This window comes from Hymenobacter sp. B1770 (assembly GCF_049896385.1).
GTDB lineage: Bacteria > Bacteroidota > Bacteroidia > Cytophagales > Hymenobacteraceae > Hymenobacter.
In genome coordinates this window covers 637,594-656,565 of the sequence record NZ_JAFCUF010000002.1, presented here as the reverse complement: position 1 = coordinate 656,565, position 18,972 = coordinate 637,594, and the positions used below count along the sequence as shown (strand labels likewise).

At 59.0% G+C, this 18,972-nt stretch carries 17 protein-coding genes, 1 tRNA gene and 1 pseudogene; 9 read left to right on the top strand and 10 right to left on the bottom strand.

The window, feature by feature from the left end:
- Positions 1-5: 5 nt before the first annotated feature.
- The 6 genes from hemB to ACP7AJ_RS06690 all read right to left on the bottom strand — a co-directional run bounded on the left by hemB (position 6) and on the right by ACP7AJ_RS06690 (position 5,432).
- The gene (gene hemB, locus ACP7AJ_RS06715) at positions 6-992 is read right to left on the bottom strand and encodes a porphobilinogen synthase (RefSeq protein WP_426059420.1); all 987 of its coding nucleotides are present in this window, start codon (positions 990-992) and stop codon (positions 6-8) included.
- 165 nt (positions 993-1,157) lie between these two features.
- Positions 1,158-1,721 carry a hypothetical protein gene (locus tag ACP7AJ_RS06710; RefSeq protein ID WP_426059419.1) on the bottom strand — a complete coding sequence of 188 codons (564 nt, stop codon included), beginning with the start codon at positions 1,719-1,721 and terminating at the stop codon, positions 1,158-1,160.
- A gap of 55 nt (positions 1,722-1,776) precedes the next feature.
- Positions 1,777-1,965, bottom strand: coding sequence for a hypothetical protein (locus ACP7AJ_RS06705; RefSeq protein ID WP_426059418.1), 189 nt, complete (start codon positions 1,963-1,965; stop codon positions 1,777-1,779).
- A gap of 407 nt (positions 1,966-2,372) precedes the next feature.
- Positions 2,373-3,518 carry an NAD(P)/FAD-dependent oxidoreductase gene (locus ACP7AJ_RS06700; RefSeq protein ID WP_426059417.1) on the bottom strand — a complete coding sequence of 382 codons (1,146 nt, stop codon included), beginning with the start codon at positions 3,516-3,518 and terminating at the stop codon, positions 2,373-2,375.
- An 86-nt stretch (positions 3,519-3,604) separates the two neighbouring features.
- The gene (gene rocD, locus ACP7AJ_RS06695) at positions 3,605-4,855 is read right to left on the bottom strand and encodes an ornithine--oxo-acid transaminase (RefSeq protein ID WP_426059416.1); all 1,251 of its coding nucleotides are present in this window, start codon (positions 4,853-4,855) and stop codon (positions 3,605-3,607) included.
- Positions 4,856-4,922: 67 nt separating this feature from the next.
- Positions 4,923-5,432 carry a hypothetical protein gene (locus ACP7AJ_RS06690; RefSeq protein WP_426059415.1) on the bottom strand — a complete coding sequence of 170 codons (510 nt, stop codon included), beginning with the start codon at positions 5,430-5,432 and terminating at the stop codon, positions 4,923-4,925.
- A gap of 29 nt (positions 5,433-5,461) precedes the next feature.
- On the opposite strand from ACP7AJ_RS06690, the gene ACP7AJ_RS06685 reads away from it, so the two are divergent.
- The 9 genes from ACP7AJ_RS06685 to ACP7AJ_RS06645 all read left to right on the top strand — a co-directional run bounded on the left by ACP7AJ_RS06685 (position 5,462) and on the right by ACP7AJ_RS06645 (position 11,388).
- Positions 5,462-5,695, top strand: a complete 234-nt coding sequence (locus ACP7AJ_RS06685; RefSeq protein WP_426059414.1) for a DUF5522 domain-containing protein — start codon at positions 5,462-5,464, stop codon at positions 5,693-5,695.
- Positions 5,696-5,778: 83 nt separating this feature from the next.
- On the top strand, positions 5,779-6,018 hold the full coding sequence (gene rpmB, locus ACP7AJ_RS06680) for a 50S ribosomal protein L28 (protein ID WP_044003635.1): 240 nt from the start codon (positions 5,779-5,781) through the stop codon (positions 6,016-6,018).
- 274 nt (positions 6,019-6,292) lie between these two features.
- The gene (locus tag ACP7AJ_RS06675) at positions 6,293-7,993 is read left to right on the top strand and encodes an aminopeptidase P N-terminal domain-containing protein (RefSeq protein WP_426059413.1); all 1,701 of its coding nucleotides are present in this window, start codon (positions 6,293-6,295) and stop codon (positions 7,991-7,993) included.
- 260 nt (positions 7,994-8,253) lie between these two features.
- The gene (gene rpmG / locus ACP7AJ_RS06670; protein ID WP_046245291.1) at positions 8,254-8,436 is read left to right on the top strand and encodes a 50S ribosomal protein L33; all 183 of its coding nucleotides are present in this window, start codon (positions 8,254-8,256) and stop codon (positions 8,434-8,436) included.
- Between the two features lie 8 nt (positions 8,437-8,444).
- Positions 8,445-8,609 carry a DUF4295 domain-containing protein gene (locus tag ACP7AJ_RS06665; protein WP_092676284.1) on the top strand — a complete coding sequence of 55 codons (165 nt, stop codon included), beginning with the start codon at positions 8,445-8,447 and terminating at the stop codon, positions 8,607-8,609.
- A 206-nt stretch (positions 8,610-8,815) separates the two neighbouring features.
- Positions 8,816-9,787, top strand: coding sequence for a signal recognition particle-docking protein FtsY (ftsY, locus tag ACP7AJ_RS06660; protein ID WP_426059412.1), 972 nt, complete (start codon positions 8,816-8,818; stop codon positions 9,785-9,787).
- Positions 9,788-9,865: 78 nt separating this feature from the next.
- Complete coding sequence (locus tag ACP7AJ_RS06655; protein ID WP_426059411.1) at positions 9,866-10,714, top strand: 3-hydroxyacyl-CoA dehydrogenase NAD-binding domain-containing protein; 849 nt, start codon at positions 9,866-9,868, stop codon at positions 10,712-10,714.
- A 13-nt stretch (positions 10,715-10,727) separates the two neighbouring features.
- On the top strand, positions 10,728-11,204 hold the full coding sequence (locus tag ACP7AJ_RS06650) for a hypothetical protein (RefSeq protein WP_426059410.1): 477 nt from the start codon (positions 10,728-10,730) through the stop codon (positions 11,202-11,204).
- 110 nt (positions 11,205-11,314) lie between these two features.
- A tRNA-Asn gene (locus ACP7AJ_RS06645) sits at positions 11,315-11,388 on the top strand.
- A 163-nt stretch (positions 11,389-11,551) separates the two neighbouring features.
- Here ACP7AJ_RS06645 and ACP7AJ_RS06640 read toward each other — a convergent pair.
- The 4 genes and pseudogenes from ACP7AJ_RS06640 to ACP7AJ_RS06625 form a co-directional block, all read right to left on the bottom strand.
- Positions 11,552-12,082: a DUF6756 family protein gene (locus ACP7AJ_RS06640; protein ID WP_426059409.1), complete on the bottom strand. Its 531-nt coding sequence runs from the start codon at positions 12,080-12,082 to the stop codon at positions 11,552-11,554.
- A 338-nt stretch (positions 12,083-12,420) separates the two neighbouring features.
- On the bottom strand, positions 12,421-16,347 hold the full coding sequence (locus ACP7AJ_RS06635; RefSeq protein ID WP_426059460.1) for a T9SS type A sorting domain-containing protein: 3,927 nt from the start codon (positions 16,345-16,347) through the stop codon (positions 12,421-12,423).
- 165 nt (positions 16,348-16,512) lie between these two features.
- Positions 16,513-17,592 (bottom strand): annotated as a pseudogene (locus tag ACP7AJ_RS06630) (delta-60 repeat domain-containing protein); the annotation flags it as partial.
- Between the two features lie 855 nt (positions 17,593-18,447).
- On the bottom strand, positions 18,448-18,951 hold the full coding sequence (locus ACP7AJ_RS06625; protein WP_426059408.1) for a hypothetical protein: 504 nt from the start codon (positions 18,949-18,951) through the stop codon (positions 18,448-18,450).
- Positions 18,952-18,972 lie beyond the last annotated feature (21 nt).

Here is an 18,972-nt window from a genome sequence, read left to right as displayed (position 1 = left end):
GTGTACTAGCCCCGACGCAGCACCGCGGCCGCTTCCTTGGCAAAGTAAGTCAGAATGGCATCGGCGCCGGCGCGCTTGATGCTGGTGAGCACCTCCATCATGGTGCGCTCGCCGTCGAGCCAGCCGTTTTGGGCGGCGGCTTTCACCATGGCGTACTCGCCCGATACGTTGTAGGCCGTCACGGGCAGGTGGGTGCGCTCTTTCACCGCATGAATCACGTCGAGGTAGCTTAGGGCGGGCTTCACCATCACCATGTCGGCGCCTTCGGCTTCGTCGAGGGCCAGCTCGCGCAGAGCCTCGCGTTTGTTGGCGGGGTTCATCTGATAGCTCTTCTTGTCGCCTTTTTTCGGGGCCGAATCCAGGGCGTCGCGGAAGGGGCCGTAGAAAGCCGAGGCGTACTTAGCCGTGTAGCTCATGATGCTCACGTGCTGGAAAGCATTTTCATCCAGCACCCGCCGAATCCAGGCCACGCGGCCGTCCATCATGTCGCTGGGGCCGATGATGTCGGCACCGGCGCGGGCCTGGGCCAGGGCCATCTGGCCGAGCACTTCCAGGGTGGCGTCGTTCAGGATTTCACCCGATTCGGCATCTACCACGCCGTCGTGGCCGTCGCTGCTGTAGGGGTCCATGGCCACGTCGGTCATCAGCACCACATCGGGAAACTGCCGCTTAATGTCGGCAATGGTCTTCAGGTACAAACCCTCGGGGTTGGCCGACTCCCTGGCCAACCGGTCCTTCAAGTTGTCGCTGATGCTGGGGAACGGAGCGAAGGCTTTAATACCGAGTTCCACGCACTGCCCAATCTCATCCACAATACGGTCGGCGGTGAGGCGGTTGATGCCGGGCATGGATTTCACCTCCAACTGCTGGTTCTGGCCTTCGATGAGAAACAGCGGAAAAATAAAGTCGTGGGTGGTGAGGCGGGTTTCCTGCACCATGTCACGGATAACTTCGGACTTGCGGTTGCGGCGGGGGCGATGGGTAGGAAGCATTAAGAGAAAAGAATGATGTTCTGAGCTTTATTGAATAGACAGGTGCATTTGCTTAGCAATCCCAGCGAAAAAATAGTCCAACTGGCTGCTGTGTTTTGTAAAATGCTAGCAAGCAAATGCTAATGTTAGAATTGATGTAACTAAGCAGGTTATAGAAACAGAATGTTATGAGCGGCCATCTGTATAGGGTGGCTGCGGATTTGGTTTATGGGGACCCGCGAAGCCTCGTGCAATCAGGTATGCACCAGCGAGGTACAAAACCGTTCCTATCCCCAAGCCCAGCCACCCGCCTAGATTGAAGCCAATAATCACGGCGGCTACACAAATTCCACCACCAAGCAAAAACATGATGCCACCCCAAGGAGGGTCATCAATCGAGCGATTCGCAGCTACAGCTGCCTTAGGCAAAACGGGGTTCTTGAATTTGTGCGGGCTGAATAGCTGCTCATGGCTCACAGTATTAGTAGCACTGCTATTCTTAGGCCGTTTGGGCCGGTGGGCGCTTTCAATAACTAAAGCAGCAGAAGTGGCTACTGGACTAACTGATAAATAACTGACAGAGCAATGCGGAACAACTATGCTTTTCGCTGCTATTGAGTCAGGCACCTGCAATTTACTTTGAAAAACCAAGGGCTGGAATTGGAACGTCATCCGCTCGCTGCGGCACCCGGCTAACAGCATCAGTAATAACACCTGTGTGTATCCAGGGCAGAAGCGGCTGGTCAACATAGCATTGGGAGTAGCGCTAAGTAAGATTAGGCTGCAAAGTTCGGCTAAAGCCGGACTATCCCCCAAATGGGTCGATGTAAGCTACCAGCACCGCCAACACGGCAGCTCCGGCCACAATGGCCCACACCAGCCCGCCCCCGCTAAGAGCGAGTCCCAGTAGCGCTATGGGCAACGTTACTAAGCCCAGTATCCCAAACACCGTAGTCCCTAGCCCTACCTCGGTAGTAGCCTGCGGACGGCTCAAAAAGCTCCGTTTGCGAGCTGCTGACGGAGCCGGCATGGTAGCTATTACGTTAGGAGTTTCAACGGTCACAGCCTGCCTTTGTGGTTTTGAGAGCCGTAGGCGTTGCTTCCTACTAGTCGGCTCAACCTTTATTTGCGACGGCGGCAATGTGACTGGCGTCTCAACTACTACCACAGTTGCTGGGTCTTCAGCAATCACTGTTGCCACCGTCGTGGCTTGCCCTTGGCGCATCACCGGCTGAAAGGTGAAACTGCTCCGACTGCTCTGGCAACTGCTGACTAGTCCGCCGGAAACAATTAATGAGCTCAGTAACCAGAAGCGGAACAAGCGGAAGCGCGTAGCAAAAACCATAAAGTAGAGTGGGAGTAAAGGCTGTGTTGTGCTCTACGAATATCTGCTTATTTCCGCTATGCGCGGCTTAGCTTTTCGGCGGCCAGCCAGCCGGTGCCCGCCCCTAGGGCTACGCCAATGCCATTGCAGCGCACGGCGGCCAGCACGCCGGGCCGTACCCAATCAATGATGGGCGCCAGCGCCGGCCCAAACCCCATCACCCCGCTCCACCGGTAGTCGATGCGCGGCTGCTGGCCCGGAAGAATAACGTTGTGTAGCAACTGCTCCAAGTACTGCTGTACCGGCTCCGTCAAGCCGGGTGAGGTGGTGACTTCCGCTGCAAAATCGAGGTTGCGGCCGCCGCCCAGCAGCAGCCGTTTATCAGGCAACTGGCGGAAGTAAGCATAGCCGTGGTCGTAGTGGAAAGTGCCCGTCAGCGCTAAGTTCGGCAGTGGCTCCGTCACCAATACCTGCCCCCGCCCAGGCGTCACCGCCACCTCGGAGAGTAGCTCGGGTGCGAAGGCATTGGTAGCCACAAGGGCTTGGCCCGCTTCCACGGTAACGCCATTGGCCAGAACCACGCGCACACCGCCACTATCAGTGTTTTCGATGGTCTCCACTGCGCAGTTGGTGAGCACCGGGACATCGGCGGCCCAGGTGCGAGCCAGCAGGGCGCGCATCATGCGACCAGTGTCAAGGCTGCCTTCGCACTCGTTTTTAAGCAAGGTTTCTACGCCGCGAAAACCGAAGCGGCCGGCCTCGTGGCTCGCGTCCCGAAAGGTGCGGACGTGCCCCGTTACTGGTGCCAGCAAGTCGTTGAAATAGCCGATTTTCTCGCGGCATTCGGCGGCCAGCGCAGCTTCCTCGTGGCGAAAGACTTCGTAGCCGCCCACCGGCTGGTAGTCCAGCTCCGCATCGCCAACTAGCGTCCGCAAGCGGGCCAGCCCCGCACATCGGGCTGCTACCACCGCTTCCAGGTCGCCGCGCTTTTCCTGTTCAAGCAACTCTGAAATCGAACCAAAGCATGCGAATCCTGCATTCTTGGTCGATGCCCCGCTGGGTAAGCCACCACGTTCCAACACCACCACGCGCCAGGTAGGCCGAAGCTGCTTCAGATACAACGCGGCCGTGAGCCCCACCAATCCCGCCCCAATAATTACTACCTCGGCCGGGCCAAAAAACGACTGGTGCTCCCAATAAGAAAGATTCGAAGGATTTTGCACAGCACAGCGGTAAGAAAAAGGAGTTGCCCCGAGCACGCAAAGTACGGCTTAGGGCAACTCCTTTTTTTTGCTTTATAGCGCGAAAACTAGAATTCCATTATCACGCTCTCGATAACATCGCAGGCTTCGTGCAACTGCTCTTCCGTAATCACCAAGGGCGGCGCGAAGCGGATGATGTCGCCGTGCGTAGGCTTGGCCAGCACGCCGCGCTCCATCAGGGTCACGCACACGTCCCAAGCCGTACGGCCATCGTCGGTGGGCTTGATGATGACGGCATTTAGCAAACCTTTGCCACGCACCAGCTCCACCACGTCGGGGCGCTTGGCTTGCACCTGACGCATGCGCTCGCGGAAGGCTTCGCCCAGCGTAGCGGCGTTGTGGGCCAAATTTTCCTCTATCAGCACATCGAGGGCCGCGCGCATCACGGCACAGGCCAGCGGGTTGCCGCCAAATGTGGAGCCGTGCTGCCCGGGCTGGATGGTAAGCATGATTTTATCGTTGGCCAGCACCGCCGACACTGGCAGCACGCCGCCACTCAGCGCCTTGCCCAGGATAAGAACATCGGGATGCACGGCCTCATGGTCGCAGGCCAGCAGCTTGCCGGTACGCCCCAGGCCGGTTTGAATCTCATCGGCCACAAACAGCACATTGTGTGCGCGGCAAAGCTCGGCTGCCTGGGCCAGGTAGCCTACGGAGGGCACCATCACCCCGGCTTCGCCCTGAATGGGCTCTACCATAAAGGCGCAAATGTGCGGGTCTTTCAGCGCCTCTGCCAGCGACTCGATATCGTTGTAGGGCACCACTTGGTAACCCGGCATGTAAGGCCCAAAACCACCCGTGCTGTCGGGGTCGGTACTGAAGGAGATAATGCCGGTGGTGCGGCCGTGAAAATTATGCTCGGCCACCAGAATGCGGGCCGTATTGGGTGCAATGCCTTTCTCCTGATAACCCCACTTGCGGGCCAGTTTTAGGGCAGTTTCTACGGCTTCGGCGCCGGAGTTCATCAGCAGGGCCTTGTCGTAGCGAAACAGCTCGCACAGCTGTTTTTCGGCCGCGCCTAGCTGGTCGTTGAAGAAGGCCCGCGACGTGAGCGTGAGTTGCTGGGCCTGCTTGGTGAGCGCCTCAATGATGCGCGGGTGGCAATGGCCCTGGTTCACGGCCGAGTAAGCTGACAGGAAGTCATAATAGTGCTTGCCGTCCACGTCCCACAAGTGCACGCCCTCGCCCCGGTTTAGCACCACGGGCAGCGGGTGGTAGTTGTGGGCACCGTACTGGTCTTCGAGCTGCATGAGCTGTTCGGCGCGGCTGGCGGTGGCGGTAGGAGAGGAGGTGTGCATAAGCAGGTGGGAATAGTAGGTGAGCGCACGAAACTACGGGTTTTTGACCCTTCGGGTCGAACTTTGCCTAGCGAAAAGGCAGGCTTTCGAGCTGGCGGGCCGTGTCGATGTAGCGGCCCACGTAGTTGCCTTCTTCGCGGCCGCTGGCCCGCCGCAGCGTCCAGTCGACCACCGCGGTTTCGGGAAAGCTGACGGGCACCGGCTCTGTGGGGCTGGCAGAATTGGCGGCTTCGGGCAAAAGCAGGGCCTGCACCTTGTTGCCATGCCAGCCCAACACCCGGGCCGAGGCCTGACGGAAGCTCGTGTCCGTTGCCATCACGCGTACTGCAAGCAGAAATTGGTCGCCGTGGGGCAAGCCCGCCTGAAACCGTTTCTTGGCTTGTGGCAGGGTGCGTTGTGCTTCCCGGATGGGGTCGGCAAAAGCAGCTTCGTCGCGAACCAACGCGGGCTGCACGCCGGCCGGCGCCAAAGTCACCGTGAGCACAACAGGGGCCGAATCCTGGGCTGCCACCGGACGGGGTGGCAACAGCACCGCGCCCACAAGCAGCGGCAACACAAAAGCCTGAGGAATTTTCATAACAAACGGCTGAAAGTGACAACAGCAAAATGCCACTTGGCAACTTTTACAACGCATCCGGCCGTAACTTTGATTCACCAATGTCCGCTCCTGTTCCTCAGCCGCTTCAACCCGGCGATTTTTACTACACCCCCGAGGGCTACCTCGTCTTCACCGAGCAGTACCATCGGCGTCGCGGTAGCTGCTGCCAGAGCGGTTGCCGGCATTGCCCCTGGAAATTTAAGGCCAAATCAGGCCGTCAGGGGGCATCCAACCAGAAATAAGTGTAGGGTGCTTGGTGAATGCCAGACTTTTGCCGATATTTGCGGCCCGTTTCCCTGCATTGTAATTTTTAAACTCCGATATTATGGCCCGTGTTTGTGATTTGACCGGCAAGCGTACCCGCGTTGGTAACAACGTTTCGCACGCTAACAACAAGACCAAGCGCAAGTTCTATCCGAACCTGCAGAAAAAGCGCTTCTACATTCCCGAGCAAGATGCTTGGGTTACCCTGAAAGTAGCTACGTCCACCATCCGCACCATCAACAAGAACGGCATCATGTCGGTATTGAAGAAGGCCAAGGAGCAGGGCTTCATCGTTTACTAGATTCCGGTATTGAGCAAGCGGCAAGGGTAGGCAGACCATCGTTCTTCCTGCCAGCTGCCTGCAAAATATTCCAAGCCAGCGCCGATACGCTTGCCCTTGCGGCAACTGTATCGGCGCTGGCTTTGTCTGTTGGCCATAACTTGCCTTCAGAATACTGGGCCGTTGAGCAGTATATGCGGAAGCAACTCCTATTGATGTGGGCAACGAAACATCGATTCTGGTGCCTCTGCCGCAGCTTGGCCCCTCAACACTAGCCCCCCAACCTTCGAAATATATGTGGCTTCCGTGTTTCGCCCGTCTGCTTTCCTTGCGCCCGCTGCGGCGCGCCTCTCAAGTAGTAGCGGGCAGCTGGGTGATGCTGGCCAGCGCGCCGGTGATGGCCCAACAACCGGCTTCCATCCCTGAGCCGCTCAATGCCACGCCCGCACCTGCCCGGCCCACCGACTTTCTGTCGCCCGCATTCCACAAGCAGCGCCGCGAGCTATTGCGCGCCCAACTGCCACCCAAAGGCGTAGCGGTGCTTTTTGCCGCCCCCGTCCGCAACCGGGCCAACGATGTCGACCACATTTACCACCAGAACCCCGACTTCTACTACCTCACCGGCTACGTTGAGCCCGATGCCGTGCTGGTGCTCTTCAAGGAGCCCCGCACCGTAGATGGCCAAGCGGGAGTGACTGAGGCGCTGTTCACGCAGCCCCGCGACCCGGCCCGCGAGCAGTGGACCGGCCGCCGCATGGGTGCCCCTGCTGCCAAAAGCCAGCTGGGCCTGCAATTTGCCGCCGACAACAGAACCTTCGCCACCTCCGGCATTTCCTGGGCTGATTTTGACCAAATTCTGTTCACGGACCTGCCCACTGACACCCGCGACGACCCGCGCGACCCCGCCGACTTGGCCAGCTTAGTTGCCACCTTCCGCCAGCAAACCGGCCTTCCCGCCGATTACGACCCCAGCCGCACCGTCGCGTATCGGGTGCTGAAGCGCTACGGCGTGAGCAACCCCAAAGAAGTAAGTGCCTACCTCACAAACCTGGTGAAGGAGCGCCCCGGCATGGCCAGCGAGCCCTCCATAAAAGCCTATCTGGCAGCCAAAAACAATGCCGAGCGCCAACGTGCCATCAACCCCAACGCTGTGGGCCGCTACGATGGCGCCAGCCTGAGCGAGCAACTGGATGAGCTGCGCGCCGTGAAGACCAACGAAGAGTTGGCCCTGCTCCGGCGTGCCATTCGCATCAGCGCCCAGGGCCAGCGCGAGGTGATGAAGCTGATACGGCCCGATATGGGCGAAATGGCGGTGCAGGGCCTGCACGAATACGTATATCGCCGCTACGGTGCCGAGTTTCAGGGCTACCCCAGCATTGTAGGGGCGGGAGCAAATGGCTGCATTCTGCACTACGAAACCAACGACCGACAGCGCCTCGACAACGACTTGGTGCTGATGGATTGCGGCGCCGAGTACCATGGCTACTCTGCCGACGTCACGCGCACCGCACCGCCTTCCGGTAAGTTCAGCCCCACCCAGCGCCAGGTATACGAGCTGGTGCTTGCGGCGCAGGAAGCCGGCTTCGCTGCCTGCCGCCCCGGCGCGGATTTTGACGCCCCCAACAAAGCCACCCAGGAGGTAGTAGCCAATGGACTGCTGAAGCTGGGCATTATTAAAAAGAAAGAAGATTTCCGGCGGTACTACCCCCACGGCGCCAGCCACTACCTTGGCCTCGATGTACACGACCGGGGCAGCTACGGCGCGTTGGTTGCCGGTAATGTGATTACCGTGGAGCCCGGTATTTACATCCCCGCCGGCTCGCCCTGCGACCCTAAGTGGTGGAACATCGGCGTCCGCATCGAGGACGATGTGCTGATTACGCCCTCGGGCTACGAAAACATGTCGGCCGAAGCGCCGCGTACCGTGGCGGATATCGAAAAGCTGATGGCTGAGACTAGCGCGCTGGAAGGCTGGAAGCTGCCGGTACTGAAGTAGTAGCTGACGGAGGAAGAACGAAAAGAACGTCATGCAGAGCGCAGCGAAGCATCTCTACCGCAATAGTAAATCAATGCTCCCACAACGAAGCGGTAAAGATGCTTCGCTGCGCTCTGCATGACGTTCAGATAGTCTTCGCGACCATCATCTGCTGCCGTTCTGCTTCGCCAACTGAAAGTTGACGTTTCTTTTCGCTTGTCGTTTCCAAAAAGACCCGTACCTTTGCAGTCCTAAATTTAAAAAATCACACCCCCGTCGAGATGGCCAAGAAAGGAAACCGGGTGCAGGTTATCATGGAATGCACCGAGCATAAAAACTCGGGGATGCCGGGCACCTCGCGCTACATCACCACCAAGAACCGCAAGAACACCCCTGAGCGCATCGAGTTGAAGAAATTCAACCCCATCCTCAAGAAAATGACTGTTCACAAGGAAATTAAATAACCTGAGCAATGGCTAAGAAAGTAGTAGCAACTCTGAAAACCACAGAGAACGCCAAGAACTGGGCTAAAGTGATTCGGGCCGTAAAATCGGAGAAGACCGGCGCTTATACCTTCCGCGAGGAAATGGTTCTCCTCGAAAAAGTGCAGGAGTACTTGGCCACCGGCAACAAGTAAGCCGCAAGCTTCGGCTTGGTAAAAGTTTAAAAAGTCCCACCTTCGTGGGACTTTTTGCGTGTAATACCCCTACTTGCTGGCGAACCGAAGGTCGGCGTCAGCTAAGGAAGCATTTTATCACGGCCGCTTTCGTCAGCGCCATCTTACTACCCCGAGCGACGCGAACGTGATAAGATGCTTCGCAAGCTCAGCATGACCGAACCCCAATGGGCCTCTTCGATTTTTTTAAGAAAGACAAGGAAAGCACCACCCAGCAAGCCTCGCTCGACGCGGGCCTGGAAAAGACCAAAACCAATTTCTTTGAGCAGCTGAGCAAGGCCGTGGTGGGTAAAAACACCGTGGACGAGGCCGTGCTCGACGATTTGGAGAGTCTACTTGTTCACGCCGACGTGGGCATCGAAACCACGGTGAAGGTCATTGACCGCATCGAGGCCCGCGTGGCCCGCGACAAGTACGTGAGCACCGGCGAGCTGGACCGTATTCTGCGCGAGGAAATTGCGGCCCTGCTGGAAGACAACAACACCGGCTCGACGGCGGTGCTGGACAGTGCCGGCAGTTCGGGCCAGCCCTACGTCATCATGGTGGTGGGGGTAAACGGCGTGGGCAAAACCACCACCATTGGCAAGCTGGCGCACCGCTTTCACTCGGCGGGCAAGAAAGTAGTGCTGGGCGCGGCCGATACTTTCCGCGCCGCTGCGGTTGACCAGCTCATCATCTGGGGCGAACGCGTGGGCGTGCCCGTGGTTAGCCACGGCATGAATACCGACCCAGCTTCTGTGGCCTACGACGCCGTGCGCAAAGGCGTGGAGATGGGCGCCGATGTGGTCATCATCGACACCGCGGGCCGCCTGCACAACAAGGTGAACCTGATGAACGAGCTGAGCAAAATCAAGCGCGTGATGCAGAAGGTGATTCCTGATGCACCGCACGAGGTGCTGCTTGTGCTCGACGGCAGCACCGGCCAGAATGCGTTTTTGCAAGCAAAGGAATTCACCAAAGCCACCGAAGTGACTGCCCTGGCCATCACCAAGCTCGACGGTACGGCCCGGGGCGGCGTGGTGATTGGCATCTCCGACCAATTTAGTATTCCGGTGCGCTACATCGGGGTAGGGGAGAAGATGACGGACCTGCAATTGTTTGACCGGCACACCTACGTCAACTCTTTGTTTAAGAAATAAGCTGCTGGAACAACCCTGAGGTAAACGGCTCGCCCCGCTAAGTAGCACTTGGCGGGGCGAGCCGTTTACCTTCGTGTCATGAACGACATTCAAACGCTTGCCGTCGTTGGAGCCGGCACCATGGGCCTTGGCATTGCCCAACTGGGCATTCAGCACGGGCTACCTACCATTTTATTCGACCTCAACCCTGCGGCTTTGGAAAAAGCTCAGGCCGCCATTGCCGCTGGGCTGGGCAAGCTGGTAGCGAAGAGCCGGCTCACGGCCGACGCCCGTGATGCGGCACTAGCCCGCCTCACTGCCACCACCGACATGGGCGTGGTGCAGGCCGACCTGATTATTGAGGCTGTGGTGGAGCGGCTCGATGTGAAGCACCAGCTATTTGTCAAGTTGGCGGCCCTCAACGGGCCTCATACTATTCTGGCATCTAATACCTCTTCGCTGCCCATCACCCAGTTGGCGGCGCCAGTGCCGAATCCGGAGCGGGTTGTGGGCATGCACTTCTTTAATCCTGCGCCCCTGATGCCGCTGGTGGAGGTGATAAGCGGCGTAGCTACCGCGCCTGCCGTGGCCGATGCTGTGGAAGCCCTGGCGAAGCGCCTGGGCAAAACTCCCGTGCGGGCTGCTGATGCGCCGGGCTTCATTGTGAACCGCGTGGCCCGGCACTACTACGTCGAGAGCCTAAAAATTGTAGAAGAAAACGTGGCCTCCTTCGAGGTAGTTGATGAATTGCTGGAAGCCAGCGGATTCAAAATGGGCCCTTTTCGGTTGATGGACCTGATCGGCGTAGACACCAACTTCTCGGTGACCAACGCCATGTTTGCTTCCTTCAATCAGGATGCCAAGTTTCGGCCCAGCCGCATACAGCAGCAAAAAGTGGACGCCGGCCACCATGGCCGCAAATCCGGCCGGGGGTTTTACACTTATTAAACACGCATCAGAAATGAAGAATCATCTACTCCGCGCAGCCATAAGCCCGTTATTGTTCTTCATTGCCCTGGCTTCAGCCTTTGTGCTTCCTGCTTGCGGCAACAAAAACAACGAGCAGCCATTAATACCCTACGCACCGGTGAATCTCAGCATCAACATCACCAATCAGCAGTATGCCAATCTCCGAGTGGATAACGGGGCAGTGACACTACCAATGAAAGGGCCCGCGGGAGATGGAGGCGTGAAAGGAGTGATTGTGGTGCGGCAGAGTGCAAACACCTTCCTGGCCTTCGAACGCAACTGCCCTTATCAGCCCTACGATGCTTGCGCGCTTGTCAGTCTGGACCGCATTTCGCGGTTATTTATGCGAGATTCTTGCTGCAATTCACAATTTGATTTGCGCGGCCAAATCACAGGTGGGCCAACTCAAAGGCCTCTAAAACAATACAGCACGAGCCTGCAGGGCTCTTTGCTCAGCATTACAAACTAAGGACGGGGGCAAATTTTTAGAAAAAAATGTGGTTTGCGCTTGTGCTTTTTTAGAGAAGGTCGTAAGTTTGCAGTCCGAAACAACAACAACCGGGTTTCGGGCAAGAAATTGCTTCCTTAGCTCAGCCGGTTAGAGCATCTGACTGTTAATCAGAGGGTCCCTGGTTCGAGCCCAGGAGGGAGCGCTAAAAGCCCACTCACGATACCGTGAGTGGGCTTTTTTGTTTGTTGCCCCCGGTTTTGCCCCCGGTGAGCTCTATTAGTTGGGCTTTACATGCTAGGTGTGTTATGAAAACTACCCTTTCGCTGAACTCCTGATGCGCCACACGCAGAAGAGGTATCGAGGCGCTAGGGCTTGCTTAACGGGTGGTTCTGTTGCAGCGCGCGCATGGGGGCCGTGATGTCCCCGATGCCCAGCAGTGTCTCGTGATGTTCGCGATGCAAGAGCCAGGCGTACTTTTTCGAGACGATGAAGTAGTGGTACGCCATGCCGCTGGCCAGCACGGCGTGCACTGCCCGGGCCGTGGCGTGGAACAGCCAGAACACTCCGCCGGAATGGTCCGGGTCCCGCACGTTGGTGACAAACCAGACCCGTTCGGCCGGGGGTAACAGGTGCGGCAAGTATGCCTCCACCGCGCCCTCGCTCACCTGCAAGCACTGCTGGGGCCCTTTCAGGCTGTCAAACCAATCGGAAAAGTTAGGGGTGCCATGGGGTGCCATGACAAAGGCCGCTTCAATGCGGTGCTTGATGCCGGCCCAGGCATGGATGCCCACCGCGTCGAACTCACTCGCATCAAAGCCCAGGCAGCGGGCCTGGTCCAAAAAGATGTCTTCAATACGTAGCAGCGAAGAGGCCATGCGGTTTAGCCGAAGAGGCAAGGCAAAGGAAACTAGAATTACGCTCCTTTGGGTGAACCGCTGGCAACGGCCCAGTACCAAATTGCCGGCGAGCTGCTGTGGGGCCGGGAGAGTTTACGAGAGTCGTCTACAAATGAAAGTTTACGTAACGCGCCGGGAGGATGAGTTTCGTAAACTCTAACGCGGGCCCTTTCTCTGCTATTTGTCGGCCCACGTCACGCCCTTTGGTCGGTCCAACCGAACTAAAACAGCGGTGGGCGGACCGAGAAGGGCTATAACAGGGGCCCAAGCACCAAAAGGCCCCAACTGCTTGCGCAGCTAGGGCCTCTGGAACGTGAATCGGGCCGCAAACGGGCGACTTATTCCACCACCAGCTTCTTAACTACTAAACCGGCGTCGGTGTGCAGGCGTAGGGCATACACGCCGGTGGCCACGTTGGCCAGCGGCAGCGTGTGGGTAGTCAGCCCGGCAGGCAGCGTTTGGGTGCGCACCACGCGGCCCAGGACATCCACCAGGGCCGCCGTTACAGCAATCCGGCTCAAGGCAGCGGGCAACTCCACGAATACGGCCGCGGTGGCAGGGTTCGGGTACACGCCTACCTGGGCAGCCATTGCGGCGGGGGCCGTGGCCAGCACCGCCTGCGGCGAGAACACTAACTCGAAGCGGCCGGCAATCAAGTCCGAGGCGTTACTCACCACGAAGTTGTAGCGGGGCTGGCGCGTTAGGTCCACTACGGCTCCGGTCTGCCGGTCGCGCAGGTACACCGGCGTAGTGATCAGGTTCAGCAGCTGCGCCGCGTGGAAGGTGTAGGATCCGGCGGCGGGTACGCCCACCGTCAGCGGCACCGTGACGGGGGCTGTGGCCAGCGCGGGCAGGGCGTTGATGGCCAGACGCTGCATGCCGGCGTCGGCCGACACGTTCAGGCCGTGGCTGTTGGGCAGCTTGACGGCGTCCCGCTCGCGGTCAACGCCCGGGGTGGCGCCGTTTTCGAAGTACACGTACACCGGGTCGGACAGGCCGGCCCCCTGCAGGGTGAGCTGCACCAGCGGCCGGGTCTCGGCCGACCGCTGGAAGGCCGGGTTCTGGTACGCCGTGACGCGGTGGCTGTTGCGCAGCGTGAGCGTGCCGCTGGTCTGGCCGGTGCTCACCCGCACGAAGAAGCCTTGGCCTAGGGCCAGCACGGGGTTGCCGCCCACGCCGTTCACGATGGCCCGGTACGAGCCGCCGTATGGGCTGGTGCTCTCAAACACGTACACGGCCGCATCCAGATTGGGGCGGTCGGCGGGGGCTACCAGCGCGTAATCCAGCGGCGACGGGTAGGGGTTGCCCACCAGCGCCCAGCCCGCCTCCGGGGCCGTCGCGCCGCTGTTGCGGCCCAGCGCCTGCGTCACGGGGCCGGTGTTCGGCGGGCCCGTGACGGCCAGCGTCTGGTTGGCTGCCACGTTGACGGTGTAGCCCTGGCCCACGGCCAGCGGGGCGCTCAGCGAAGCCGGCGAGAACCAGCCCTTGTCGAAGGGATTCAGGTTATTGGCTGTGGTGGCTAGGCGGGCCTGGTCGTAACCGTATACCGTGGGGAAGGGCGTTTCGGTCGTGGGCGTGGCCGACGTGTTATAGTTTGGGTTTACCACGGGCGTGAAGCTGGCGGTGGTCAAGCTGGCCACCGTGGCCGTGCCGACGGGGGCTGAGAAGTGGCGGTAGCCCACGCCGGCGTTCAGGTTGGGCGCGAGGTAGCGCTGCACCGTCGCGCTGCCGATGATGACGCCCCCGTTGTTCACCACCAGGGCGGTGTTCGTTGCGTTGGACTCCAGCGTGAGCGGGTTGCCCTGCGTGGCGAAGGCGCCGGTGAGCGTGAATAAACGCTGCACCGCCGTGCGGGCCGCCGTCGCCGACTGCGCCCCGCTGGCGTCCACGGTCAGGTTCCAGAAGCGGGTGTCGCCGCTGCCCAGCACGTTGGCCAGCGTGCTCGTGCCCAGCACCACCGTGCCGCCCGTGGGCTGGAACGTGCCGTTGTTGGTCAGGTCGGCGCGCACGTCGAGTGTGCCGCCGGTTTGGGTGAGGGTGGCGCCTGCGTTTAGGGTCAGGGCCCTCGCGGTGGCTGTGCCGGCCGCAACGGCGGGCATGTTCGGGGCCGCGGCCGGAACGAGGGCATCCACGGCCGGGGTGGGCACGCCGGCGCTCCAGTTGCCAGCCGCGAACCAGTCGGTGCTCACCAGGCCCGTCCAGGACGTGGCCGTGATCACGGGCGTCGGGTTGGTCACGGTGAAAGTTACACCGGTGCTGGTGCCGCCGCTAGTGGTCGCCGTGACCAAGCCGGTGGTAGCGCCCGCGGGCACGGTGGCCGTGGCCGTGGTGCCGGTGCCGGTGCTGAAGATCGTGGCGGCCGTGCCATTGAAGCTAACGCCGGTGACGTTGGTCAGGTTGGTGCCCGTGATGGTGACACTCGTGCCCACCGGCCCGCTGGTGGGGCTAATGGCGGTGAGGGTGGGCGCGGGCACGACGACTGTAAACGCAAGGCCGTTGCTGGTGCCACCGACCGTGGTCACGGTCACGGCGTAGGGGCCGGGGGCCAAGCCGGCTGGCACCTGCACGCCGGTGAGGCGCGTGTTGCCGGCCACCACGAAGCCGGCCGGGGCCGAAGTGGCGGTACTGCCGCTGGTGAAGGTGACGGCCGTGGCCCCGCTCAGGTCGGTGCCCGCAACGTCGAACAAACTGCCCGTCGGCCCATTGCTGGGGGTGAGCGTGCTGATAACGGGCGCAGTGATGGTCACCACCACGGCGTTGGACAGGTAGGTGCAGCCGGTAGCCGGGTCGGTGGCGGTGGCCGTGTAGGTGCCGGCCGTGCTCAGGATGCGGGTGGCCCCGGCGGTGTTGCCGGGGTTGAAGACAAAAGTGGCCCCCATCAGGGGCGTGGCGGTGTTGTTAGGGGTACCGTCTGCGTTGAGCCGCAGGATCCAGTGAGGGGTTATGGCATTGCCGTTGTAGCTTGAGAAATTGCCCCCTATCAGCACCTTCCCGTCGGCCTGCACGGCCAGTGCGTGCACGTCGTGGTTGACCCCGGTGCCGCCGTTGTTAAAGCCCGTGTCGAGCGTACCATCTGCGTTGAGCCGCAGTATACCCTCCGAAACGGCCGTGCCTCTGTAGGAGGTGAATCGGCCTGCAATTATCACCTTGCCGTCGGCTTGGACAGTCAGCGCGAATACGCCGTTGTTGGCCCCAGTAACGTTGCTAAAGCCCGTGTCAAGGGTGCCATCGGCGTTGAGCCGCAACACCGCATCCGGTGCGCCAGCATTACGGCTGAAAGAAGATAAGTAGCCACCCACGAGTAGCTTGCCATCAGCTTGGACGGCCAACGCGTACACGATGCTCACGTTGTTAAAGCCATTGCTGGAATTAAAGCGCGGGTCGCGTGTGCCATCAACGTTGAGGCGCAGCACGAAGTCTGAAACGGCGGCGCCATTGTATGAAGTAAAGGCGCCGCCGACTACCACCTTGCCGTCAGCCTGCACAGTAAGAGCGTACACGGCATTGCCTGCGACCCCAGTGCCGCCGTTGTTAAAGCCACTGTCGAGGGTGCCATCGGCGTTGAGCCGCAGCACCCCATCCGGTGCGCTGGCATTGCCGTTGTATGATCTGAAGTTACCCCCCACCAATATTTTGCCGTCGAGCTGCAGAGCAAGCGCGTGCACTTCGATGGGGTTGCCTGTAAATAAGGGTACGCCGTCTATTCCGGTGCCGCCGCTATTAAAGCTAGTGTCGAGGGTGCCATCGGCGTTGAGCCGCAGGACATAGTTCGGGGCGGCGGCATTGCCGTTGTAGGCCGTGAAGTTACCCGCAATCAGTATCTTGCCGTTCGGCTGTAAGGCCAGCGCCTGCACGGTGCCGTTAGCCCCAATGCCGCCAACATTGAAGGTTCTGTCGAGGCTACCGTCGGCGTTGAGCCGCCGCACGTAGTTCGTGATTCCTCCCCCAACTAGCACTTTGCCATCGGGCTGCACGGCTAGGGCCAGCACGGTGCCAGCGATGCCGCTGTTAGCAGCGTTGAAGGCGACCATCGTGGCTGTGGCCGTGAGCGTGGCGTTGCCGCCACCAGGCAGAGTGAGCGGGCCAGCGGGCGTCACCTGCACCGTCACGGCGGGCGGGGCACTCACTCGCACCACGTTGCTGTAGCCGGTGCCGTTGCTGGTGGTGGCCGTTGCCTGGTAGTCGCCCGGCTGGCTTACTGTGATGCTGGGGCCGGTGGCGCCGTTGCTCCACGTATATGTAGTTCCCACCCCAGGCGCAGCCACTGTACTAAGGCTTCCATCCGCTTTAAAATCTACCAGATTTCCTGGGGCAAGGTATCCGCCAGTGATAGTATAGATGCCGCCTATTAATATGCCACCATCTGATTTCAACCCTATGGCAAACGGCCTGAGCGTGACCGTACTGCCTACGCGTGAGGGATTGAACCCCAAGTCTCGGGTGCCATCAGTGTTGAGGCGTATTATTGAATTAGGAAGGTTAACGCCGTTGTAAGAGGTAAATTCTCCAGTGGCCACTACTTTGCCGTCTGGCTGTAGCGCGAGCATAGACACAATTTCATCAAAGCCGGTACCACCGGCGTTGTAAGATGTATCAAGCGTCCCGTTATTGTTCAAGCGTACAATGTTGTTGACTGCTATGCCGTTGTAGCTTGTGAATTTCCCGCCGAGCACGATCTTTCCATCGGGTTGAAGGAGAATCCCGAATACGTTATGATAGTAGGTATACGACACAGGCTGGTTGTTAAAACCAAGCCCATTGGCATTAAAGCTTAAATCACGGCTACCGTCTGTGTTCAGACGGATGAGGTAGTTGACGGGCACACCGTTATAAGAGGAAAAATAACCTCCTACCAGAGATTTTCCGTCTCCTTGTACGGCAATATTATATACATCACGGTCGTAGGCGCCTCCTATGCCACTTCCCCCAACGTTAAAGCTACTATCAAGGCTGCCATCCGCATTTAACCGCGCTAGTTGATTGGTTTGAGCGCCGTTATAATGTGTAAAAGTCCCGCCTACTAGAATTTTACCGTCTGCTTGGAGCGCGGCCTTCTTTACATACACCACCAAGGCCGAAGGCAAATTATCGAAGCCACTGCCGCCAGCGTTGAAACTTACATCGCGGGTGCCATCAGCATTCAACCGCACAAGGCCAACCGCAGGCAGGTTGTTGTAAGTATAAAAATAACCACACACCAGAATTTTTCCGTTTGGTTGAACCGTGATGGATAATACGCCGTCATCGAAGCCGCTACCACCCGCATTAAAGCTTGCGTCACGGGTGCCATCGGCATTCAACCGTAGCATGGACTTAGCAGCTATTCCATTATAGCTGCTAAAGTGTCCCCCCACGAGCCATTTTCCATCGGCTTGGGAAACAATTGCGTTTACGCCAGAGTCAAATCCCACCCCCCCGCTGTTAAATGCTGGAACCGTTGCGTTAGCCGTTATGCTTAAGCTAGCGCCGGCACAAATGGAATGAGTCCCCTGTGGAGTGGTGGTGACCATAAGATTGCTCTGCGCAACAGATTTGCTTTGTGTAACAAGCAGAACAAAAAGGATTAATAAGGTATTGAACGAGATTAAATTTAATCTCGATAAGCAAGTAGAATTTTGTATCATTTAAATCTTGGTAGAATTTGTTGAATTAAAACTATCACAAAGAACATCCTTATAAACCATAGTATACAATTATGAGCACGTAAATGATGATTGTTTAATCTGACACTGCAACGCGTGGCCTTGGTCACCGACGAATGAAATAGCTTGATTAGAGTTGGGATGCACATCGGCGGTGCCCGGCAAAGGCTTGCAGACAGGCAGCTTATGACCAGAAATACCGTCGAAAAGGCAAAGGCGCCTTTGTTTAACGGGTTCTTCGAGCGAAAGAAGTTAAACGGCCACTCACGATATCGTGAATGGCCGTTTTTAATTGTTGCCTCCGGTGTGGATTTCGTGATGTTTTAATTGTTGCCAAAAAAGCTCCTTTTGAAATGCGCAAACGGGGCTTTTTGTTTAGAGTGCCCAGGAAAGCCAGAACCTCGCTCATGCTACTAAGCTTCCTGTGCGGTACTAGTAAATAGTGACTAAGCAATATTAGCCAAGCCGCTTGTCTGGCGCTACATTCGCCGCATGCTTCCGCTTTTCGCCCCCGCCGCCCTACCCGCCCCGCTCGCCACCTACCACCCCGCCACTGCCTTGCCCGACTTCGCCGCCCGCGTCGAAAAGCTCCGCCGCTGGCAGCAAAGCATTGCCTCTGGCTACGTCGCTTCCCAAAAGGAAGAGTCCCTCCAGGCCGAGTTCCTCACCCTTGTATTCGGCATGGCTCTGGGCTACGAGTGTGAGCGGCCGGAGTACCGCCAGCTACTGCTTGAAAAGAAAACCAACGTCGATGGCACCAAGCCCGACGGCGCCCTCGGCGAGTTTGCCGCCGACCCCAAAGGTGCCCTCGGCGGCCCCGTGCGGGCCGTCATTGAACTCAAAGACGCCCGCACCTTGCTCGACGCCAAGCAGAAGCTCGGCGCTAAGGGACGCGCCGAAACGCCCGTGGAGCAAGCCTTCAGCTACCCGTCCAAGATGGGTGCTAGCTGCCGGTGGGTCATCGTGTCCAACTTCGTCGAACTGCGTCTTTACGCCGCCAACGACCAGACCCGCGCCGAAGTATTTGACTTCCGCACCCTGCCAGACCAGCCCGCCGCATTGCAGCGCTTCTTTGCCCTGCTCGGCGCCGGCCAGCTGCTGCCCGCTCCGGCCCAGGCCGACGCACCCCTCGACCACGCCCTGCGCCAGCGTCAGGAGCAGGAAGCCCGCATTAGCAAAGACTTCTACCGCGACTACCGCAAAGCCCGCCGCGACCTGCTCGACCACCTCATCGAGCAAAAAACCCCG